At 46.0% G+C, this 18,892-nt stretch carries 16 protein-coding genes; all 16 read right to left on the reverse strand.

The window, feature by feature from the left end; all coding sequences use genetic code 11:
* Position 1: 1 nt before the first annotated feature.
* The 16 genes from AC6I2O_RS17085 to AC6I2O_RS17160 all read right to left on the reverse strand — a co-directional run bounded on the left by AC6I2O_RS17085 (position 2) and on the right by AC6I2O_RS17160 (position 18,891).
* A complete protein-coding gene (locus tag AC6I2O_RS17085) occupies positions 2 to 916 on the reverse strand; it encodes a phage distal tail protein (protein ID WP_350336458.1) in 915 nt (304 codons plus the stop codon).
* On the reverse strand, positions 913 to 8,112 hold the full coding sequence (locus AC6I2O_RS17090; RefSeq protein ID WP_497743326.1) for a tape measure protein: 7,200 nt from the start codon (positions 8,110 to 8,112) through the stop codon (positions 913 to 915). Before AC6I2O_RS17090 ends, AC6I2O_RS17085 begins: the two co-directional genes overlap by 4 nt.
* The gene (locus tag AC6I2O_RS17095; RefSeq protein WP_120484328.1) at positions 8,109 to 8,486 is read right to left on the reverse strand and encodes a ricin-type beta-trefoil lectin domain protein; all 378 of its coding nucleotides are present in this window, start codon (positions 8,484 to 8,486) and stop codon (positions 8,109 to 8,111) included. Before AC6I2O_RS17095 ends, AC6I2O_RS17090 begins: the two co-directional genes overlap by 4 nt.
* Before the next feature lie 12 nt (positions 8,487 to 8,498).
* A complete protein-coding gene (locus tag AC6I2O_RS17100; RefSeq protein ID WP_120484327.1) occupies positions 8,499 to 10,097 on the reverse strand; it encodes a GH25 family lysozyme in 1,599 nt (532 codons plus the stop codon).
* A 7-nt stretch (positions 10,098 to 10,104) separates the two neighbouring features.
* Positions 10,105 to 10,650 (reverse strand): hypothetical protein, encoded by a 546-nt coding sequence (locus AC6I2O_RS17105; RefSeq protein WP_497743327.1) that lies wholly within the window; start codon positions 10,648 to 10,650, stop codon positions 10,105 to 10,107.
* Between the two features lie 27 nt (positions 10,651 to 10,677).
* Positions 10,678 to 11,079 carry a hypothetical protein gene (locus AC6I2O_RS17110; RefSeq protein WP_120484325.1) on the reverse strand — a complete coding sequence of 134 codons (402 nt, stop codon included), beginning with the start codon at positions 11,077 to 11,079 and terminating at the stop codon, positions 10,678 to 10,680.
* A 91-nt stretch (positions 11,080 to 11,170) separates the two neighbouring features.
* Positions 11,171 to 11,878 (reverse strand): hypothetical protein, encoded by a 708-nt coding sequence (locus tag AC6I2O_RS17115; RefSeq protein WP_120484324.1) that lies wholly within the window; start codon positions 11,876 to 11,878, stop codon positions 11,171 to 11,173.
* Positions 11,879 to 11,892: 14 nt separating this feature from the next.
* On the reverse strand, positions 11,893 to 12,204 hold the full coding sequence (locus tag AC6I2O_RS17120; RefSeq protein WP_120484322.1) for a hypothetical protein: 312 nt from the start codon (positions 12,202 to 12,204) through the stop codon (positions 11,893 to 11,895).
* Positions 12,173 to 12,511: a DUF7253 family protein gene (locus tag AC6I2O_RS17125; protein ID WP_120484321.1), complete on the reverse strand. Its 339-nt coding sequence runs from the start codon at positions 12,509 to 12,511 to the stop codon at positions 12,173 to 12,175. The genes AC6I2O_RS17120 and AC6I2O_RS17125 overlap by 32 nt, the downstream gene beginning before the upstream one ends.
* A 23-nt stretch (positions 12,512 to 12,534) precedes the next feature.
* Positions 12,535 to 14,373, reverse strand: coding sequence for an HK97 family phage prohead protease (locus AC6I2O_RS17130; RefSeq protein ID WP_497743328.1), 1,839 nt, complete (start codon positions 14,371 to 14,373; stop codon positions 12,535 to 12,537).
* Complete coding sequence (locus AC6I2O_RS17135; protein ID WP_497743329.1) at positions 14,360 to 15,616, reverse strand: phage portal protein; 1,257 nt, start codon at positions 15,614 to 15,616, stop codon at positions 14,360 to 14,362. Before AC6I2O_RS17135 ends, AC6I2O_RS17130 begins: the two co-directional genes overlap by 14 nt.
* A gap of 15 nt (positions 15,617 to 15,631) precedes the next feature.
* Complete coding sequence (locus AC6I2O_RS17140) at positions 15,632 to 16,075, reverse strand: hypothetical protein (RefSeq protein WP_120484355.1); 444 nt, start codon at positions 16,073 to 16,075, stop codon at positions 15,632 to 15,634.
* Positions 16,076 to 16,099: 24 nt separating this feature from the next.
* The gene (locus AC6I2O_RS17145) at positions 16,100 to 17,845 is read right to left on the reverse strand and encodes a terminase TerL endonuclease subunit (RefSeq protein WP_497743330.1); all 1,746 of its coding nucleotides are present in this window, start codon (positions 17,843 to 17,845) and stop codon (positions 16,100 to 16,102) included.
* Between the two features lie 10 nt (positions 17,846 to 17,855).
* Positions 17,856 to 18,275: a DUF7211 domain-containing protein gene (locus AC6I2O_RS17150; RefSeq protein WP_199735698.1), complete on the reverse strand. Its 420-nt coding sequence runs from the start codon at positions 18,273 to 18,275 to the stop codon at positions 17,856 to 17,858.
* Complete coding sequence (locus AC6I2O_RS17155; protein WP_199735697.1) at positions 18,268 to 18,639, reverse strand: phage head-tail connector protein; 372 nt, start codon at positions 18,637 to 18,639, stop codon at positions 18,268 to 18,270. The genes AC6I2O_RS17150 and AC6I2O_RS17155 overlap by 8 nt, the downstream gene beginning before the upstream one ends.
* Positions 18,640 to 18,657: 18 nt before the next feature.
* Complete coding sequence (locus AC6I2O_RS17160) at positions 18,658 to 18,891, reverse strand: SH3 domain-containing protein (RefSeq protein ID WP_158604886.1); 234 nt, start codon at positions 18,889 to 18,891, stop codon at positions 18,658 to 18,660.
* Between the last annotated feature and the right edge of the window lies 1 nt (position 18,892).

Consider the following 18,892-nt stretch of genomic DNA (forward strand, 5'->3'; position numbering starts at 1 on the left):
ACTATACCCCCTCGTAAATGATTCGATTCTCTATCTTGAACTGCAAGTTACTGCTTCCTTCTTCTGCCGTATAAGCAAACACATTGTCACCTTTCGCAAGCTGAAACCAATCGGCAGCTTTATCCAAACAGTTCAGAATATTGATTGTTTTTCCGTTCCGCAGAAGAGTAATGGACTTTTTCCCTTTGACAGTACAGATAGTAATTTCATCGCCCGCTACAATTCCGGAACCCGTAAAAGCCTTCATCTTATCAGTATCAATGCGCATAATCTCACGAGTTCCGGTATTGTATATGGTGATGTTTCGTGCTTCACCGATGGCATGAATTGTAATCGTCACACCAATCTCAGCATCTCCGCTGTACACAACTGTTTTTTCCATCTGATTCTGGATCTCGCCCATTTCCAGCAAGCATTCATACAAGGATTCGTTGCTGAAAGGGAACTCAAATAACGGTTCTACACCATAGAAAATAGTGGTGTTGATCCCATCTTCCCCAGCAGAGTAAAAGAAAGGATTCGGACACACAATGGAGACATCCGAACCCTCATCTTTACTGAATATATCCGGTTCATTCGATTCGGTATACCCGTCAATTTCTGCTGAACGGTTATCCGTTTCAATCAGCAGCGTAAGTTTTTTCTTTATCGGAAAATACTTGTACGATAACTGACGCACATCCTCGATCGAATCTTTCCATAGATACTTCAAAGAAATAACTATGTTCCGTTTCTGGAGTCTGGCAGAATTAAACAAATCTCCATCGGTTGTAGCAATTTCGGTGGTATTGATGTTCGCTTTTCCAGACCCCAGACCGGTTACGGAGGTAACTACGAAACCGGATTCCTCCGGCCTCGCAAGTACCAACTTAATACTATCGCCAAGATAGTTTGTCACGGTGATTGACTTAATCACGCTTTCACCATCCTTTCCATCGCCGAGAATTGATTCTTTGTCTGCCGATAAATCTCAACTCTCGACAGTGCCTTAGGCGAATAGTTATACTGATTAAAGTTAAACGTACTACCTTCATTCGGAGAATTTTCTCCATTTTGAACATCTGCGGTATCCTGCCGATTCATGCCTGTACTGATGGACATCGCCTGCGTTCTGCTGAACATTGCGTTCAATCTGCTCGTTCCGGCTTCCACATTCGACAAGTCAAGAACCGGACGAATGGTCGGCTGAGTATCAATGTCGCTGTCAATGAAATCTTTGACCTTGGAGATTGCGTTACCAAGTCCCGTTCTTGCGGCTTTTGCCATTCCAGAACCGGCCTTATACGCTTTCTCTGTATAATCGCCAATCGCATTTACAAATGCCACACCGAAGAAGTCACCAATCCGGTACCCCACCTTGGAAGGGGAGTGCTCGTCAAGTTCTTTCTCTGCGGCCCTTGCTGCCGCTGCTGCCATAGCTCTTGCTTTCGCTTCAGCTTTGTATGTGTTTTCACTGATACCTTTCGCAAAGCCATCTACAAGATAGGAACCGGCATCGTAGAACTGTCCGTAGTAATCCTTAACCCCTGTGATAGCTCCACCGAGACTGGATGTAAACGCATTCTTTGCATCAGCATCTTTACTCCTTACCCCGGCGATGAATTTCACCATGCACTGTTCGCCTGCACTTTGAAACTCTGAATACTTGTTCTTAATCGCAGTTAAACATCCGCTGATGATATTCGTAAACGCGTTTCTGGCATCTGCATCTTTTGCTCGAACACCTGCGATAAACTTCACCATCGTCTGCGTTCCAACCGACTGAAACTCTGAATACTTGTTCTTGATCGCCGTCAAACAGCCGCTGATGATGTTTGTGAATGTGCTCCGAGCGCTGTTGTCCTGGGTTTTTACCCCGGCGATGAATTTCACCATCAGAGTAGAACCCGCAGTTTGGAAATCTCGCTGCTTTGCATTGATTGCTATAAGCACCGCCTGAACCAATGCTGTGAATGTCGTTGTCAACGTGCCTTTCTTGGCGTTTGCGGCATTCACGAAGGTCGTCAGCATATTAGACGCAGCCGCCGTCACCTTTGAATTTGCGTTATTGAACGCGTTGATAAAACCGGTAATTCCAGCTTCTCCAAGTTTCGTCAGAGCGGAGTCGAACGATGTCATTCCACTGGTATCCAATCCAGCCATACCGTTTGCCATATCAACCAATCTGTTTGTCTGTGTAATCACACTCGATAACAGTCCGGTATCAATGCTGCTGATATAACTGTAGTAGGAGCTGAAATATGAACCGAAAGAACTCATATCTTTACCAAAATCGGCAAGCGTTTTGTCATCGGAGAACCAGCCACCTTCTTTTGGCAAGCTCTTTTGAAGCTCGACAATTGAAGTTGCAGCATTTGTGGTTGACGTCACGATACCGGCATCAACATTTTTCATGTAATCAGAGTATTTTGAAAAGTTCTCGCCAAACAGTACCAAGCTTTCACCAAACGCTCCGATATCGTTATCTCCGGCAAACCAACTTACAAGACCACCCTTATTCGGTAATGTGTTCGCCAACTCGGCCAAAGACTTTCCTGCCGTCGCGGAATTTGTTATAGCGTCTACGTCAATTCCGGATATTGCATCCGAGTAAGACTTCATCGCCTTTCCAAACGGAACAAGCTGTTCGCCAAACGCTCCGATATCGTTATCTCCGGCAAACCAACTTACAAGACCACCCTTATTCGGTAATGTGTTCGCCAACTCGGCCAAAGACTTTCCTGCCGTCGCGGAATTTGTTATAGCGTCTACGTCAATTCCGGATATTGCATCCGAGTAAGACTTCATCGCCTTTCCAAACGGAACAAGCTGCTCGCCAAATTCTTTCATGTCGTTTTCGCCGGCAAAGAAACCAAGCACACCACCTTTATTCGGTAATGTGTTCGCCAACTCGGCCAAAGACTTTCCTGCCGTCGCGGAATTAACAATGGCATCAGCATCCAGTCCTTTCACAGCAAGAGAAAATCCCATCATAGCTTCGCCAAACGGAACAAGCTGCTCGCCAAATTCTTTCATGTCGTTTTCGCCGGCAAAGAAACCAAGCACACCACCTTTATTCGGTAATGTGTTCGCCAACTCGGCCAAAGACTTTCCTGCCGTCGCGGAATTAACAATGGCATCAGCATCCAGTCCTTTCACAGCAAGAGAAAATCCCATCATAGCTTCGCCAAACGGAACAAGCTGCTCGCCAAATTCTTTCATGTCGTTTTCGCCGGCAAAGAAACCAAGCACACCACCGCTGTTCGGAAGCGTTGCGGCCATTTCAGCCAGAGTCTTGCCTGCTGTAGCCGCCTGCTCTACTACTTCGCTCTTCATATCGCCTATCGCAATCGAAAAGTCCCTCATGGCTTCTCCGAATGGAACGAGCTGCTCCGCAAAATCTGACATGGATGAACCACCAGTAATCCAAGAGGCTATACCCTGAAGAATATCGGCCGCCGTAAGAATCAGAATTGTTTCAGCTAATGCTTTTACCCCGGACATTGCCGCTTCGTCTAAGTTTTTTACCCCCTCAAAGAACGGGGAGGCATTTTCCATAAACGAAGACAAATTTGTCCCTATCTCCGGAAGCCCGGACGTCGCGCCGGCAACAAACCCGCCTATGATATTCCCAAAGAAGGAGCCCAGCCCGTATCCGACTTTTTCAAGAAGGGAAAGACCCTTGTTTAAGAATTCTTCCATTCCTGGATAATGCTCGGCAAGTGCACCGATTCCAATCATAAGCCCGCCAACAGCGGTAATAAGAGTCAGTAACGCACCGACCCCGATAAAAGCCGCTGGACCTGTGGCGCCGACAGCGCTCAATATCAGGCATGATGCCGATAATGATAACAACAGAACCGATAATCCTTCCGCTATTTCCAAAACAGATCCAACATTCATGTAAGCAAGCACGCCTATAATTCCAGCTAGACCGGCTACAACCAAAGTCATAACGCCAAGCGTGACGTACGCTCCCGGAGCTACGTTTCCGGCTTTACTAATAATGAGCATGGATGCCGACAAGGACAATAGCAGCAACGATAATGCTGCAGAAACGCCCATTACTGAATCCACTGGTAAGCCGGACAATAAATATAAAACCCCGCCCAAAGCTATCACTACCCCCGTTAAAACAACAAGAGTCCCATTAGCCTTTTTTGCCAGTGACGTAGAGGCAACAAGGACACCAAACATCGCCATCACCATGGATAATGACAAAGATGCTGCGAAAAGATTTTCCGGGTTAATCATAGAAAGCGTACCAAGCGCGACTGCCAGAATTCCGATTGTTACAGAAATAAGGGTTAAAGTGCTCTTACAGTCTTTCGCCAGATATGAAACAGCGATCAATCCCGCAAATAAAATCTCAAGCAGAGCTATAGCTTTTAATGCTTGGTTTAATCCATCCGGTTTTATGTGACTGATAATTACCATTGCCCCGGATAAAATCAATAAAGCCCCTGACATCAGCAACAGCATCGCTCCTGCCTTAACAGCATTTGCCCCCGCGAACTTAGACACAGCGACCACTCCGGCAAACAGTACAAGCAACTGCGCAACGGCACCGGTAGCTTTCCGCAAATCACCGGCTTCCATTTTTCCAAGTATCTTTAAGGTTGCCGTTATCAAAAGAAGCGCCGCAGACATAGCCAGAATACCAACCCCAGCCTTAGCCGCATTTGCCCCGGCAAACTTGCTAGAGATCATAAGGACGGCAAAAGTTCCAAAAATCCCTACAAAAGCCTCCATGTTGGTTTTCATCTTTGTAGTATCCAGATTTGCTATATCGTCAAATACTCCTACAAAGATTTTTAATGCCACCACGGTAGCAAGAATCGTAACTGCGGAACCAAGCTTGATATTTTTACAGATTACAGCCAGAGCCACAAGACCGCCCATCGCACCAAGAAGAATCTTAATCGATTGATCCAGATTGTTCAGTTGCAGGCTGTCCAAATCCTTAAATGCGCTGACCATGATTTTCAAAGAACCAGAAATCACCAGCAACGCGACAGAACCTTCCGATAGCTTCGGTGCAAATTTTCCGAGCAGTCCAGCCATAACAGCAAGGCCGGAAGCCATCACACCAAGAACAGCCACATTCTGCCATACTTTATCCTGGTCAAGACCTTCCATGGATTTCAGTGTATGAATAAGAATCAGTAGAGAAGCGGCGATTCCAAGCATAGACGTTGATCCTTTTCCGCCACCAATTTTGCCAATGATTCCCATTGCCGCAGAAACACCGAGAAGACCGGCAGATAAAACGCCAAGCGCTCCAACAGCAGACCAGAGCTTTGTCTGATCAACAAGCGTTAAAGCAACAATGGAAGCCGCAAGAATACCGACGGATATGGCGACATTCATTAACGCTTGGGATTTTGTCTTCATCGCAAAAGCGTTGATCGCCTTAGATGCACTCTTAAGCAATTTGTCAAACCCGCTCAGAATTCCTGACAAATCATCAAATGGGCCGGCCAGCGTTTCCAAAGCATCTCCAATTTTCTTGACGAACAAAATCAAACTGCCGCCAAGACCAATAGTCAGGATTCCCCCTATGCCGATATGGTCGCTGAATTTCTGCTTTATGGATTTTGCAAAATTGAAGATTTTCTCTTTTAAGCCGTCAAGATCTTCTCCGACAGACGCAAAATGCTTCTTGACATCATCTTTAAACTCCCTGATAGCTTTCTTAATGTCGTCAAACTTCCCGTCAACATCCAGAAAATAATCAATCACGTTATCCTTGAAATCCCTGAAAATATTATTGAGATCATCTAAGGTAATATGGTCCAGAGCTTTCACACGTTCAATAAAATCGTTAATCCGGTCAATTCCGCCCCGGAAATACTTGCCAAATTCGGAGAACGTATTGCTAAAGGCAGTTTCAAAGCGTGTGATATTCTTCTGCACCACCGGAAGCGCCATAAAAGCATCAATCCACTTTTTAACCTCCGTACAGGCTGTTTTTATCCCGCTGGCCGCCGTCTTGACGCCCCTGGTCACACGGTCATTGTTGAGAATGAAATCACGGAATCCTGAAATCAGATCACCCACCTTCGCCGTCAGATCAAGAACATCCATGTCAAACGCATTTAAAATCACAGACAACCCTTTAAACGCAAGGCGTAATCCGCCTCCCGTAACTGTCATGACGATATCGAGAATAGCAAACAGTCCTTTAAAAGTTCTTGTGATCTTATCTGCCTTATCGTCGGTAATCTCTAATTTTTCGGTAAATGTGTTAATGGCTTTAATCAGGTTATAGAGTTTTTCAGAACGTTCTTTGATGATATCATCTTCGGTCATTCCATGGTGAAATGTATCGTTCCACGCTTTCTTGACCGCGCCGAGAGAATCCACAACACTATGGATTACATTGAGAACGGACCCCCACACCAACTCAGCTCCCGATGATTTCTCAAAATCGTTTATCAACTCATCTATGGACGAACCGGCTGTATTTGCTTCCCTCTGCAAATCACGGAGCGCGGTAATCTGTTCTTCCGTATACCCCTTGTTTTTCAACTGCTCGTCCGATAAAGAAGCCAGACTGTCAGCATTTTTCAACTGTTCTTCCGTCAGGGAAGACATATGGCGGACACTACTGCCAAGTTTCTCATTAACCAAATTCTGAACCGTTGCATAATCATAACCGGCTTCGGTCAGTGCTTTTATTCTTGCTTCCCCGCTGCCAAAGTCTCCACGGATAACTTTATCAACGATTTCACCGTACTTTTCCATCTGTCCGGCCATTTCTTCCGTAGACTTTGTTGCTCCGGTAAGATCCCCCACCAAGCTTTTAAGTGCATCCTTCAGGATACTCTTATTTAGAGTTCCGTCGTTAAAGGCTTTTTTTAAAGCTTTTTCAAAGGAACCCTCTTTTTCTATCATTGCATCCAGGTCAACATTGTGGCTCTTAGCCAGTTCCTTGACCTTGTTCTGAAAAGTTTCTGTTTCAATGCCAGCAGTATTAAGCTTGTTTACAAGCACATCCCATTTTGAACTGAACGCACCCTCCAAGACTGCATTTCTGCTGTCCGCCGAACGTCCGATAATTCCGCTGAATATATCTGATAACTCCGTCAGCCGCTCTTTCGCTTTTTCAAAGTCGCCAATGATGATTTCCCAACTCTGAGTCCATCCTGACTGAGCCGCTTCCTTCAATGTGTCAAATAACTGGGTAAAAGTCTTCACCTTTGTCGCGGCATCATTCGCAGTCTGTCCCATCTTTATGATGGATTTGATCTGCTCCTCCGTATACCCCATGGTCTTGAGCTGTTTCTCGTTCAGATCACCCGTAAATTTCGAGAGTGTTTCTGTTAAAATGTCCGATGTGAGCCAGCCTTTACTTAACGTCTCACGGAAAGAGCCCTCATCTTCAATCATCTGGTCAATTGCTATACCATGCACCCTGGCCGTCTCTTTTAGGGAATCCTGAAATACCTGACCGCCCATACCGGCATTTACAACCGAATTCCAGTCCTGAAGCTTCACTGTTCCCGCCGCCAACGCCTGGGATAACTGGTACATAGCCGTGCTTGCCTGTTGGGAAGTAGAACCGGATACAGCAGCGAGGTTAGCGATACCTTTAATTGCCGCTACGGAAGTATCCAAATCAACGCCAGCCGCAGTGAACGCACCAATATTACGGGTCATTTCCGTAAAATTGTAAATGGTCATATCGGCATAGTGATTCAGTTCATCCAGTGCCTTATTTACCTGCTCCAGCGTCGTCCCTTTGGAAGACGTATTTGCAAGAATTGTCTGGACGGCGTTGATCTGTGTTTCATACTCCTGAAAACCGGACTTAACCGGGTCAATCGTAAGGGCCGAAATAATATTTTTACCTGCGGCAAGCGCAGAATTGGTTATGTTCTGGAGAGCCGTAATCGCCATTACCTCCATCGCGGAGAACTTTACCCTTACAGTCTCCACCGCATTGCTAAGGGGGTTCATGTCACATTTACGGGCTGCGGAATTTACTTCTTCCAATCCTTTTGCGGCGCCGGTCAGATTTAATTTCTGTTTCAGTTTATCAAGCGTGGAGAGACTGGTCTGAACGTTCTGTTCAAACTGCTTATTGTCAAACCGCATTGAAACGACTCTTTCGTCAATCGTCTTACTCATAGCTTCGTAACCTCCCTCCACGCTTCGTTAGCAATTCTGTCAAAAATAGGCTGGATAGCAGGATTGATATAATCTCGCCCCTGTACCCAGCCGCCGTTTCTTGTTCCGTGCCCGTATTGCAGAATGATGGCAATCGGAACTCCATTTTGAATATTTGAATTCTTGAATGAGATCGTTGCAGATCCATTCCTGTTCGTAATCTCGTATGACCACGAAGCCGCTGTCAGCCCCGAATCGACAGGTGTTGCAGACGCAAGGGCGGCAACTCCCTCTCGGCCATACTTGTCAAGGTCTCCGAGTTTAACGACCTCTTTTGCCCTCTCCAAATATCTTGTCAGTTTGGAGAAGTCGCCCTTTTGTCTGAACGTTATCATTGGAACACTCCTTTACTTTTTCAGATACACACTGGAGCTGAAACCGGTGTACTGAATACCATCCATGACAAACTGGATGTACAGCCACTTTGTTCCGTTGTACGCCGTGTAATAACCGTAGCACTGAACTTCCGTTCCATGTGGAATGAGACACAGCGCCTTCTTGTTTGTTCCGGCATCGTTACGGCAGTAGAGTCCATCCTTTGCAGTCACCTTATATGTACCTGACAAACTCTTATTGAGAGATTTCGCATAAGCCGTAGCCGTGACTTTCTTCGATGCCGGCTGATTCTGGTTCTGAACTGCGCTACTGGGTTTCGTCGCCGAACCATTCAAAATTTCATTGACACGGGTCTGAACCTCGTCATAATCGTACCCTTTTTCGGTCAGAGCAGCTTTACGATCTGGCCCATTCCCCCAGATACCAGTGATAACCTCATGAGCAATAGTGCCGATGCTCTTTTTCTCGCTCTGCGCAGGCGGAGCAACCGTCCCCTCATCATACTTAGGTGTAATGAAACCGCGGATAAATTTTCCGTTAATCGACAAGGTACGCCGCTTTACCGCATTGCTGAAGTTCCCCTCGATAACCGTAATGTAACCGCCGGATACATACTCAACAGTACCGATGTGATCCGGATTACCGGTGTTATCACCGATTCCGGAATCCTCCCAGTCATACAAAACCGCATCGCCGGGAGAGGGTACATACGCATCATCCTCAACCCAGCATCCCATCCTCTTTGCAGCTTCGATGATGTAATAGCAGCTAATCTCAATCGGCATAATTGCCGTATAACCAAGCTTAACCGCCAGGGCAGACCACGTTGCCGCACACCACGCCCAACCGTAAAGCATCTTTGTTCCGCGGGGAAAACTTCCGGTATAGGAATTGTAAATATCGATGATTTCTTTATACGAACCATCGGACTCGTTCTTTCCGATCCAGGACCTTGCCAAATCGACTACAGCCTGTCTTGAGTAGCTCATGGACGCTTCCTCCTTCTTTTCATCAGAATTGACGAAGCGGTAATCCATGTCCACATTCCCTTTGATTCCGTCCACGACGCCTTTGCTTGTATACTGGTGGAAATCACAGGGATAATCAGCTTCCCCGCTCCAATCCGCCAGCCAGAATACATACTTGTCCAGCAGGTCGTGGTCGAACATATTCCTGTAATAATCGATATTGGAATAGATGCCAGCTCTGTATCCTTTCTCCGTGACATATTCACAAAACGCCTTGGTATGGGCGTTGCATTCAGCCCGTCCTAAACTAACCCCGGCAACCTTTGCTTTCGTGATCGTGTCGTACTCGAAATCGAAAAACACGATAACGTCTTTTCCAAGACCGGCTGCTTCCAACTGTGAAATACAGAAAACGGCTTCCTGCCTGGCCTGCTCAACGTTCATCGCATAGCTGAAATGGTAAACGCCAAGAACCGAGATTCCTGCCGCTTTAGCTGCCTTTACATACCCGTGAAATCTTCCGTCAACTGTCTGGCGATAGCTTGACCGGAGAATCAGGAACTGGATTCCGGAAGCTTTAACTTTGTTGAAATCCACATCCCCCTGCCAGGTCGAAATATCTGCTCCACGCTCTTTAGACATATAATCATCACCCCTTCGAATTTAACTGTTTTCTTCGTGCCGCATTTAAAGCGGCATTGCGTTTCATGATTTCCCTTCTGCTTCTCTTTTTAGGCGGCGAATTTTTGATGTTACATACCTTAATAAGAGTAAGAAGACGATTGAGATGCCACTTCTGACACTCAAACGGAATATTCAGGGCAATCATCCAGTAGTAAATAATCTCTGCTGTAACCTGTTCCCTGCTGGCTTTTACTGCCTTTTCCTCTGTAAAATGAGTGGCGGTCATCGGAGCATCGATGTATTGGTTAATTTGGTCGATACAGGATGTCGTCAGATAGTTATACACTTCCGGATTCACATTCTGCGTAAGCGTCATACATTGCACGTAATCCAACGTTTCCTCAAGCGTCTTTTCCTGTTTGGTAAGGAAGGGCTTGCACCATTTGGATTCCCATTTTGAAAGGGAGACAAGGGAATGCTCCAACTGCAATGTTTGCTCTTTGGGGTAGATAAACATCTGGTTTATTTCATCCCATTGTTCCTCGCCAGCAGGTATTGTAATTCGCAGCATCCCTTTCGCCTCCTCCTGTTTTCAGATTTAATTTGCTACCGGAGCCAACGCCGGTGCAGGAACTCCCTGCCTGGAATTCGGGACGATACCGTTTACAAACTTTGCCGCTGCATCGGCATCCGTCGCAAGCTCCATAAACAGCACAGAATAAGCCTCCGTTTCAGAAAAAGCCTTGGACAGTTCATCAGACTTGACAAACCGTCTTCCATCCGGGCTTTTCTCACCGTAAGCTTTCAGAATCAGATCCTTGAAAATCTTAATGATCGCGGGCGCATCCTGAGCCGCCACGATTCCACGAATCATTTCAGCCAGCCCGCCGGCCGTACTCATCTCCATTTCCATAACTTCAGCCTCAGAAAGATTGAAGTAATGGTCCTCGGTGCGCTCAGTTCCGTTGTAATCCTTGTAGGTAATCGTTTTCTTTAACATAATGTTTTTCTCCTTTCAACAATAAAAAAAAAGGAGCCGCCAGCTTTTACCCTGAAACGGCTCCCAATCTGCTTAAATATGAAAATGTGAATTAGCCCGCTGTCTGAGACTCCTGATAAAGCTTCAGAATCTCATCCGGCAGCGGCAGCCTTGCAGTAGTTCCGTCATCGCCGTCCTCGGTGGTAGGCTCTGTACCGTACAGAATCTCCTCAAGCTTAGCCATGAACTTGGCATCAAACTTGGTGGAATCGAAAGTAAGGCACGCCGTCGGCTTGAGCTTCTTACCATCGATAACCGTGTTGATAGCCACCGGAGTCGTGCTGATCTCCCAGGAAAGGGTGATGGGTTCCGGACTATCATTGATAGTCGAGTAGCCTTTCTCCGAAGGAGCCGCCAAAGCACCGTAAATCAGATGCAGCTTATAGCCGTAATCATTGTTATCAACATCGTTGCCCAGAATCGTCCGGTAAGAGAGACCAAACGTTTTTCTGGACTGCTGCCCTGCAAACATACCGGGCACAACCTCAACCGACCCATCGCACTCTGCGAATTCATCAGGGTACATATATGCCTCGATGGTAGCCCCGAATTCCTCCGCGGACATCAGATTCAGATACTTGATGTTATCCGCATAAATCGGAGAAGCCTCCGCTCCGGAAGGGCTTTCCGATACAGCACTCAGACCATTCCACGCAACGCCTTTACTGTAAACGCCGCCAGCCTGAATAGGGTAAAGAACGCCATGATCCACACCGGTCTCATACAGACGCTCGCCAGTTTTATCCCAAACAAGTTTCATAGATTTGTTCCTCCTTAAAAGAATATGGTAAAGACATCATGATTCAGGTTGTCTTTTTCGTAGTGCCGGATAAACCGACAAGTGGGCAAAGTGGCTACTTTACCTACGAGCGGACTATCCGGATCTTTATCGATGACTGTTACTGAATATTTTCGATAAGACAAATAAACCCCGTCATTCGCATACGTGTTCTCGATACCGTCAAGACCGTATACGATGGCGGGGTAATTCATCTTAACCGATTCCGGGGGTTGAAAATAAGCGTTCCTCGTTCCAAGGATTTCACAGAATATCTCATGTAGCAGAAGACGTCTGTTCGTCGCCATGATATACACCCCCTATTGTCAGAATCAGCCGTGGGTACTGAACTTCTACATTTGAAATTTTCCATTTAGCACCCATAAACCCAACGTACCGCATCGAATGAAAATTCTCATTGGCAAACGGATCGGCAACGATGCTGATCTCATTTGCGACATTGATGTCGTCATTGAGTGTTTCAGCGCTTTGGAGCCTGCGCATATTACGAGTCAAATCGCCAAAGTACATACGCTCGGTAATCTGCTCTTCCCACACACCAGGTCTCGTTTCCACTGTTTCAGCATAGCCGATTGGTCCGTAAAATTTCGCCATTTTGAATTTTCACCTCCTGGACATTAGCCGCTGACAGATGCGTTCGTCTCTTTCTCCTCGATGACGATAGCAGACTTGATTCTGGTAAGCTGACCGGACTTGCGCGTCTCCAGCAGCGACTGAAGCTGATTGAACTTGATATCGAAATCGGTGAAGTGAGTCACATCCCCGCCCTTGGAAGCGCCGTATCCGTAATCAGCCATATTCACGCAAATCGCGTGCAGCTTGTGCTTAACGCCTTCGGAATCGGTACGAACCTTCCCTTCGAACTGCGTAACCTCATAGATATTGGCAACGCCCAAAGCCGCAGCAAGCTCGGTATCGGTCTCGTAAATACGGCGGCCATTACGGTCACGAGCGAGAATCATGGTGTTGTGCATGTCAGTAGTGATGAACAGGTCGGGCTTACCGGTACCGCGGAAATCCTTACGAGCCTTACGCAGAGCCGTAACCATAGCCTCGGCATAAATGAAGCTTTCGCCGAAATACTGCTCAGTATTGGCACCCTGAAGCTCTTTTGCCATGGCTGCAAAGTCCACATCCTTGTGGATGGTGTACAGCTCATCGTCAGTCCAGATGGGACGAATCTTGTCCGGGAAGATTTTCTCAGGGTCACTGTTAGGACGCTCATCACCCAGCATGGTAGCAACAGCCAAAGTTTCCTTCAAAGAAATCTGGTCGATGCTGTACTGGAACTGAACATAGTCGAAATCTTCGATGTCCACCACATCGTCACGATGCAGTTCGGAAGTGACGTATACCGTCTGGGGGTCAGTGGTACGCCTTACCAGCTCGTAGTTGCCGGTGATTTTCTTCTCGTTTCCTTTCTGATAACCCTTGGCGGACAGTGCATCGATGTTCCGAATGTCTACATGAGAAGTACGAACCCGGCCGTGAGGGATTTTCTGAGTCTTGGCCATGATAGCGTCAACCCATCCCATATCATTGGTGATAAGTTCGGGAGTGCGGCTGGGATGCGCCTCAACATACTCCGGGAACATGGTGGTGATGTTTCCGTTGCCGGTCTGAATAAAGCCACTGATATCGGCGTGCTGAAGACCATGCTCCTCACTATAAATTTTCATAGCAAGCTTGAGCGAGCCAACGTTGCTGGATTTAGCGATCTCCAGAATTTCACTCTGAGCCGCGTGAGAGAGAACATTCTCCTGAGTCTCACCCTTGTTGTCAAACACATTATGTTTCATATCTTCGTTTCCTCCTTTAGAATCGTCATTGTTATCTTCCGGCTCCCCATTTTCACCGAGAGCCATCCCGACCATAGCCAACATCACGTTCTGCTCCTTTTCGTCGAGCTTCTTACAAATCCGGTCAAAGACCTCGCCGACGGTTTCGTCGTCTTCAGACGGCTTGTCGTCCGGCTTCTTGTCTTTGTTTTCGCCCTCATCAGAGTGATAGAGCATGATGTTTTCGTTGTAATTGATAATCAGCTCATCCTCGACGGCAACGCCGTGATTCATAACTGTGTCAATGTAGGCTCCGGGATTTGCACCCGCCAGAACAAGGCTCACCTCACGGATGATACCGTGAACGACATCTTTCCCCATCTGCTTCAACTGATTTGCCGCGATGGACAAAGAAACAACGTCCCCGTGCTGAACCAACTTTTTAGCCGTCTGTCCGGATTCCGTATCGTTAAACGTACAGTAGGCATAAACCCCATCATCCCTGTTTTCCAACAATGCGTGCCCCAAAACATTATTCTGGGAATCATGCTGATGGTTCCAAACCAGGCTTACAGTCTCGCCGTCCTGCTGTTTAAAAGCATTCTTACGGATAATTCTTCCGTCGGCGCACTGCAAATCATTTCTCGTGGCCCAGCCACTGAAATCATATTTCGCCATTTTGATTTTCCTCCTTTATTGTTTGTTTTTCTAAGTTTCCAGTGTCGCCTCCCGCTGGTTCGCTTAAATTCTTGTTCCGAAGTTCATCCGCTTTCGGATCTTTCGACGGTTTCCATCCGATAATCTGCCGTGCCTCATTTGATGTAGCCACCTCATTTCTCGTAAGCTTATCAACAATCTCAGCAAGTTCCGTAACGGGAACCAGTTTAAATGGATCTCTGAAGAACTTAATGGAATGCCGCTGTGACCGAGCTGTTTTAGTCAAAAATTTACGTTTCATCTCGTCTGCAATAGCAGAAACAATCGGCTCAATCGTTCGATTATAATAGTTGAGCATCGTTTTCTCATCGGCAGTACCATCCAAAATACTCTGAGTGATCCCTAACTGGCTATATAGCATACTCGTCAAGTATTCAATCTGAGTCATCAGATTATTGCCGACCGGACGATTCAATTGTGTGATATGCTCCGTACCATCAGTATAGGCAATACCATACTTAGAACCAGACAATTGTTTCTCTATATCTTTACGCCGATTTTCGGCTTGCAAACGCCTCGCATCTGTCTTAATAACGTATGGCAATTGGATAATTAAATCCAATTTACCAGAACTGCTTTGCTCATCCACGACATCCAACAAATTAAGTTTTCGAATCAGTCGCTGCATTGTTGAATTGGGTTCGTTTATAACGGCATATAACGGATTTTCGATAATCGCTACTGCGCTCTTATGCAGCAAAATATCTTCTTTCATCCCAGTTTGGTCGTTATAAAGTCGAACACGGACATGCTGCGGATACCATTCCAGAATCTTTCCGGTTCTCATGGTATCAATATCAAAAGAACCTGGCTGTCCACCTTCCGGATTGTCATCCGTATCAACTGGAACAACTGCAACGCAACCCTCGTCAAACATGGACATAACAACATCCTGAATAAAAGAACGTCCAGTTTGGTCAATATTGGCTTCCAACGAAAGACAGTTGTTCAATCCAGAGTTAATAATTTCGAGAAATCGGTCGTTTTCATCCAACTTAACATGTTGAATGTTTATTTGTGCTACGTCCAATGCAATACGGTTGTATACGGAAGTGACAATAGACCTCTCATTTCCTCTGGTAAGCCGAGGACGATCTGGTCTGTAAGAATACCCTGTTCCGATATCACGGTAATAGTTTTGCTGACCGTTATTTCGGAAAGCATTCCAGGCATGTTTAAACCTGGAGCCAATCGCTATATCCATTTTTTCATCACCTCCCTACGCCTTATCCAGCACTGTCTTTTTGTAAGCAACCCGACCGGAAGCCCATACACCATTTCGGAGCTGCGCCATGTTGTAACCTTCATCAGCGAGCGCCATCATAACGCCAATTTCCCCTCGTTTTGCTACGAATTGAACAACCTTTCCAGACGGAGACCGAATCTTTGAAGCTGACTGACTCATAAGTTCAGCCATTTTCTTGTTGTAGGCGTTGATCGCCGAGGAACTCAATTTTCCCGATTTATTTACAGCGCCGGGAGACCGAAGTATTTCATTTGCATATCGGCTCATTTCTTTTGAAGATTTTCTGCGAGCCTGTTCCGTAATCTTCTCGCTTTTCTTCTTGACCCAATTTGCATCTTTTTTACTGAGATTTCCGAGTTGAGCCGGGGTACGGCGGATGCCCCATTTCTGTCCCAAAATCCCATGATGTTCTATCATCTCTGACAAACGCGCTCACCTCCTTTACTCAAACGCATCTCTGTTCAGCTTATAGGCGATGTAAGCATCCATCATAGCCGCCACAGCATCAATCTTTTGGTCGCCCCGCTTTTTGTAAAGCTTTCGGTTCCCGTTAGTGTCTGTGATGGTAATGCAATTGCCCATACAGAAAGACATCAATTCTTCATCAAATAAAAGCATCCGCTCCTCGGAAAGTTTCTTTAACTCTCCCAAAGGAACGGATTCTGTTTTTGCCCCCTGTATTACTTTCTCAATGCCAAACGGACCGTTTTCGGATGCCCATCTCTCAACAAACTCTTTGGCATTGTAAGGGTCATATCCAAAACAACGAACATCGTACCCACGCTCTACGATATGGTTATCCAGGTCTTCATACACCTGCATCATATCCAAAACAGTGCCTTCCATGACAATCAAACTGCCTTCCAGTATGAACTGCTCATACTTACTGCGCATTGCAGATGGAAGTTTCCGAAACGTCAGGTCTGAAATATACGCTCTGGTTTTGATTCCAAATGTCCCGTTTGATAAAGGAAACATAAAGGTAAAATCACAGAAGTCATCGCCTCTTGATAAATCGCCGCCCATAGAACAAGGCATACCAGAAAAATCCCGCTTACGATATTTCAAAGTTTCTTCGTAAGTAAAGTAATAGGTATAACCCTCCATTGGCAGACCAAACCGCTTTGCCAAAATATCATTCCTGGCTGCCGGAGCATTCTCGGCTCTTTCAACATCACGCTGGTATACTTCAAAAGTGACGGTTTTTCCGAGGTTAGGATTGGCTTTCAGCCATTTGTTAGGCTCTGAAATCTCATCAATGGAATCGAGCTTATACCACCAAATGGAAGTATTGATTGCCGGGTATTCGCCCTTTAAGATTTTCATCAATTCCATTTTGATTGTATCGCCGCTTCCGTTCCGAACGGTTCCTTCAGAGCTGGTCGCAATGATAAGGTAATCGTCAAGTTTTGAAGCGCCTTGCTCAATGGCTCCAACCACGTCTTCCCTTACATCACCGGACAGCCACTCATCGATTGTTGATACTTTAGTCCTCAAGCCTTGAAGTTTATCGATAGACATCGGACGAACCTCTATCAGAGAACCCGTGAAAAAATTTTCGATTCCCTTTTTGGTTGAGGCAAGCTTTACACGGTTTGCTTTGGCACCCGTGGTATTTTGTAACGACCCTTCCGTAAGAAACCGGAACAACGGACCTTTGGCTCTTGTGATGGCTGTCTTTATCGGCTGTATTACTTCCTCTGCCTGTTTCATAGTCGGAGCGGTTGTTATCTGGTGAGTCGTAGAAGTATCAATGTTTTCGAAATAGGATTGGATGCAGGAATCGTACAAAGACTTGGCGGCCCCTCGCCCAACAATCAAATACTGCTTATTGATAAGCCGCTTCTTGATGGTTTTTACTACAAAATGCCCGCCGGGACCATTCGGGTTTGGCTCCCATACTTCCCTCTCCTCGAAGTAGTACCAACCAAATATCTGCTCACCCCAAAGTTTAAAAGTGTCAAGCATAACAAGATTGGCACCATCGGTTAAAGTGAGTTCCTCCTCACAATATGCAATCCACCCCTCAACCGGACGGTCGTCATAATAAATCCCACGGTCTGCGATAAGTTCGTCGATCCGGTTCATTTCCATCTCGATTTCACGGCAGACAGGTATTTCTCCCCGAATTACGGCATCTCTGAACGCGCCGTAATACTTTGGAACGGCAGTGTTCGACAATGTCATAATGAATCACCTACTTATCTTTCTGTCCCTTTTTAGGATTAACAATCTCGGAACCGGCCAGCTTATTCACCGCTGTTCCCATCATGTAAGTTGTAAACTGTGTTGCGATGTTTTTCCCGGATTTTTCAAGGACGTCAGCAACAAAGTCCCGCCCCTTTGCACTGCGCACCTGTTCCTCGCTTTTGGATAAATCACGGTAACGCTTTTCCAGTTCCAGACGGCTTATCAGTTCTTTCAGCTCGGCATCTGTCATGTCTTTGACAGCTTTACGGCCGGAATTTCCAGAAGATACTTTTCCTTTCCCTCCGGCTTTTTTAATTTCTTCTTTGTCGCCTCCTGAAGATTTCTTTCTGCCCAACTGTGCAGGAGTACGCCGAACTCCCCATTTCATTCCAAGCACACCGTAATGGGTTAAAATGTTATCATCCATTTTGATTTTCCTCCTCTCCACTCGAATCAGATGCAACCTGGATACGCCACTCAAGCTCTTTTATCTGTTGGTTCATACATTCGATAACCGCAGAAGCAAGCGGCGGATCAAAGAGTAGTTTAACCTTCAGATGCATATAGGACTTTACGAATTCAATCTTAGATTTTTCAGGAATGAAATCGGTCCATAAAGCGTCTTCATCTTCAATGGAAAATCCATCAGCAGGACCGACGCCAAGCTGTGTCAAAATTGAAAACGCAGAGTTAATATGCATGATGAGATCAGCATCGTATACCTGGTATTCTTCTGCGATTCCGAGCAACTTTTTTATTGATGTCAGTATGCTTGGTATGTTCTTTTCCATCGCGGTCCTCCTTTTTACTTAAACTGTGATGAACTGTTTCATACAAAAGCCTTCCAAACCGGAATCGGTATAAACCTTGTAGAACTCGCCGATAGATTTATCCTTGTCAACTATAACTTCCGTATTGACCGGAATCGTGCCAAGAACCTCAGCCTTGTCATCCGGTTCTTTACGGATTCTGAGATTCGCACAATTGCTCACCAGACCGATTACAGGCTCTTTCTGTATTGCAGTCATTTCTTTAGATTCCATA

This window comes from Blautia sp. St.27G3 (assembly GCF_059728505.1).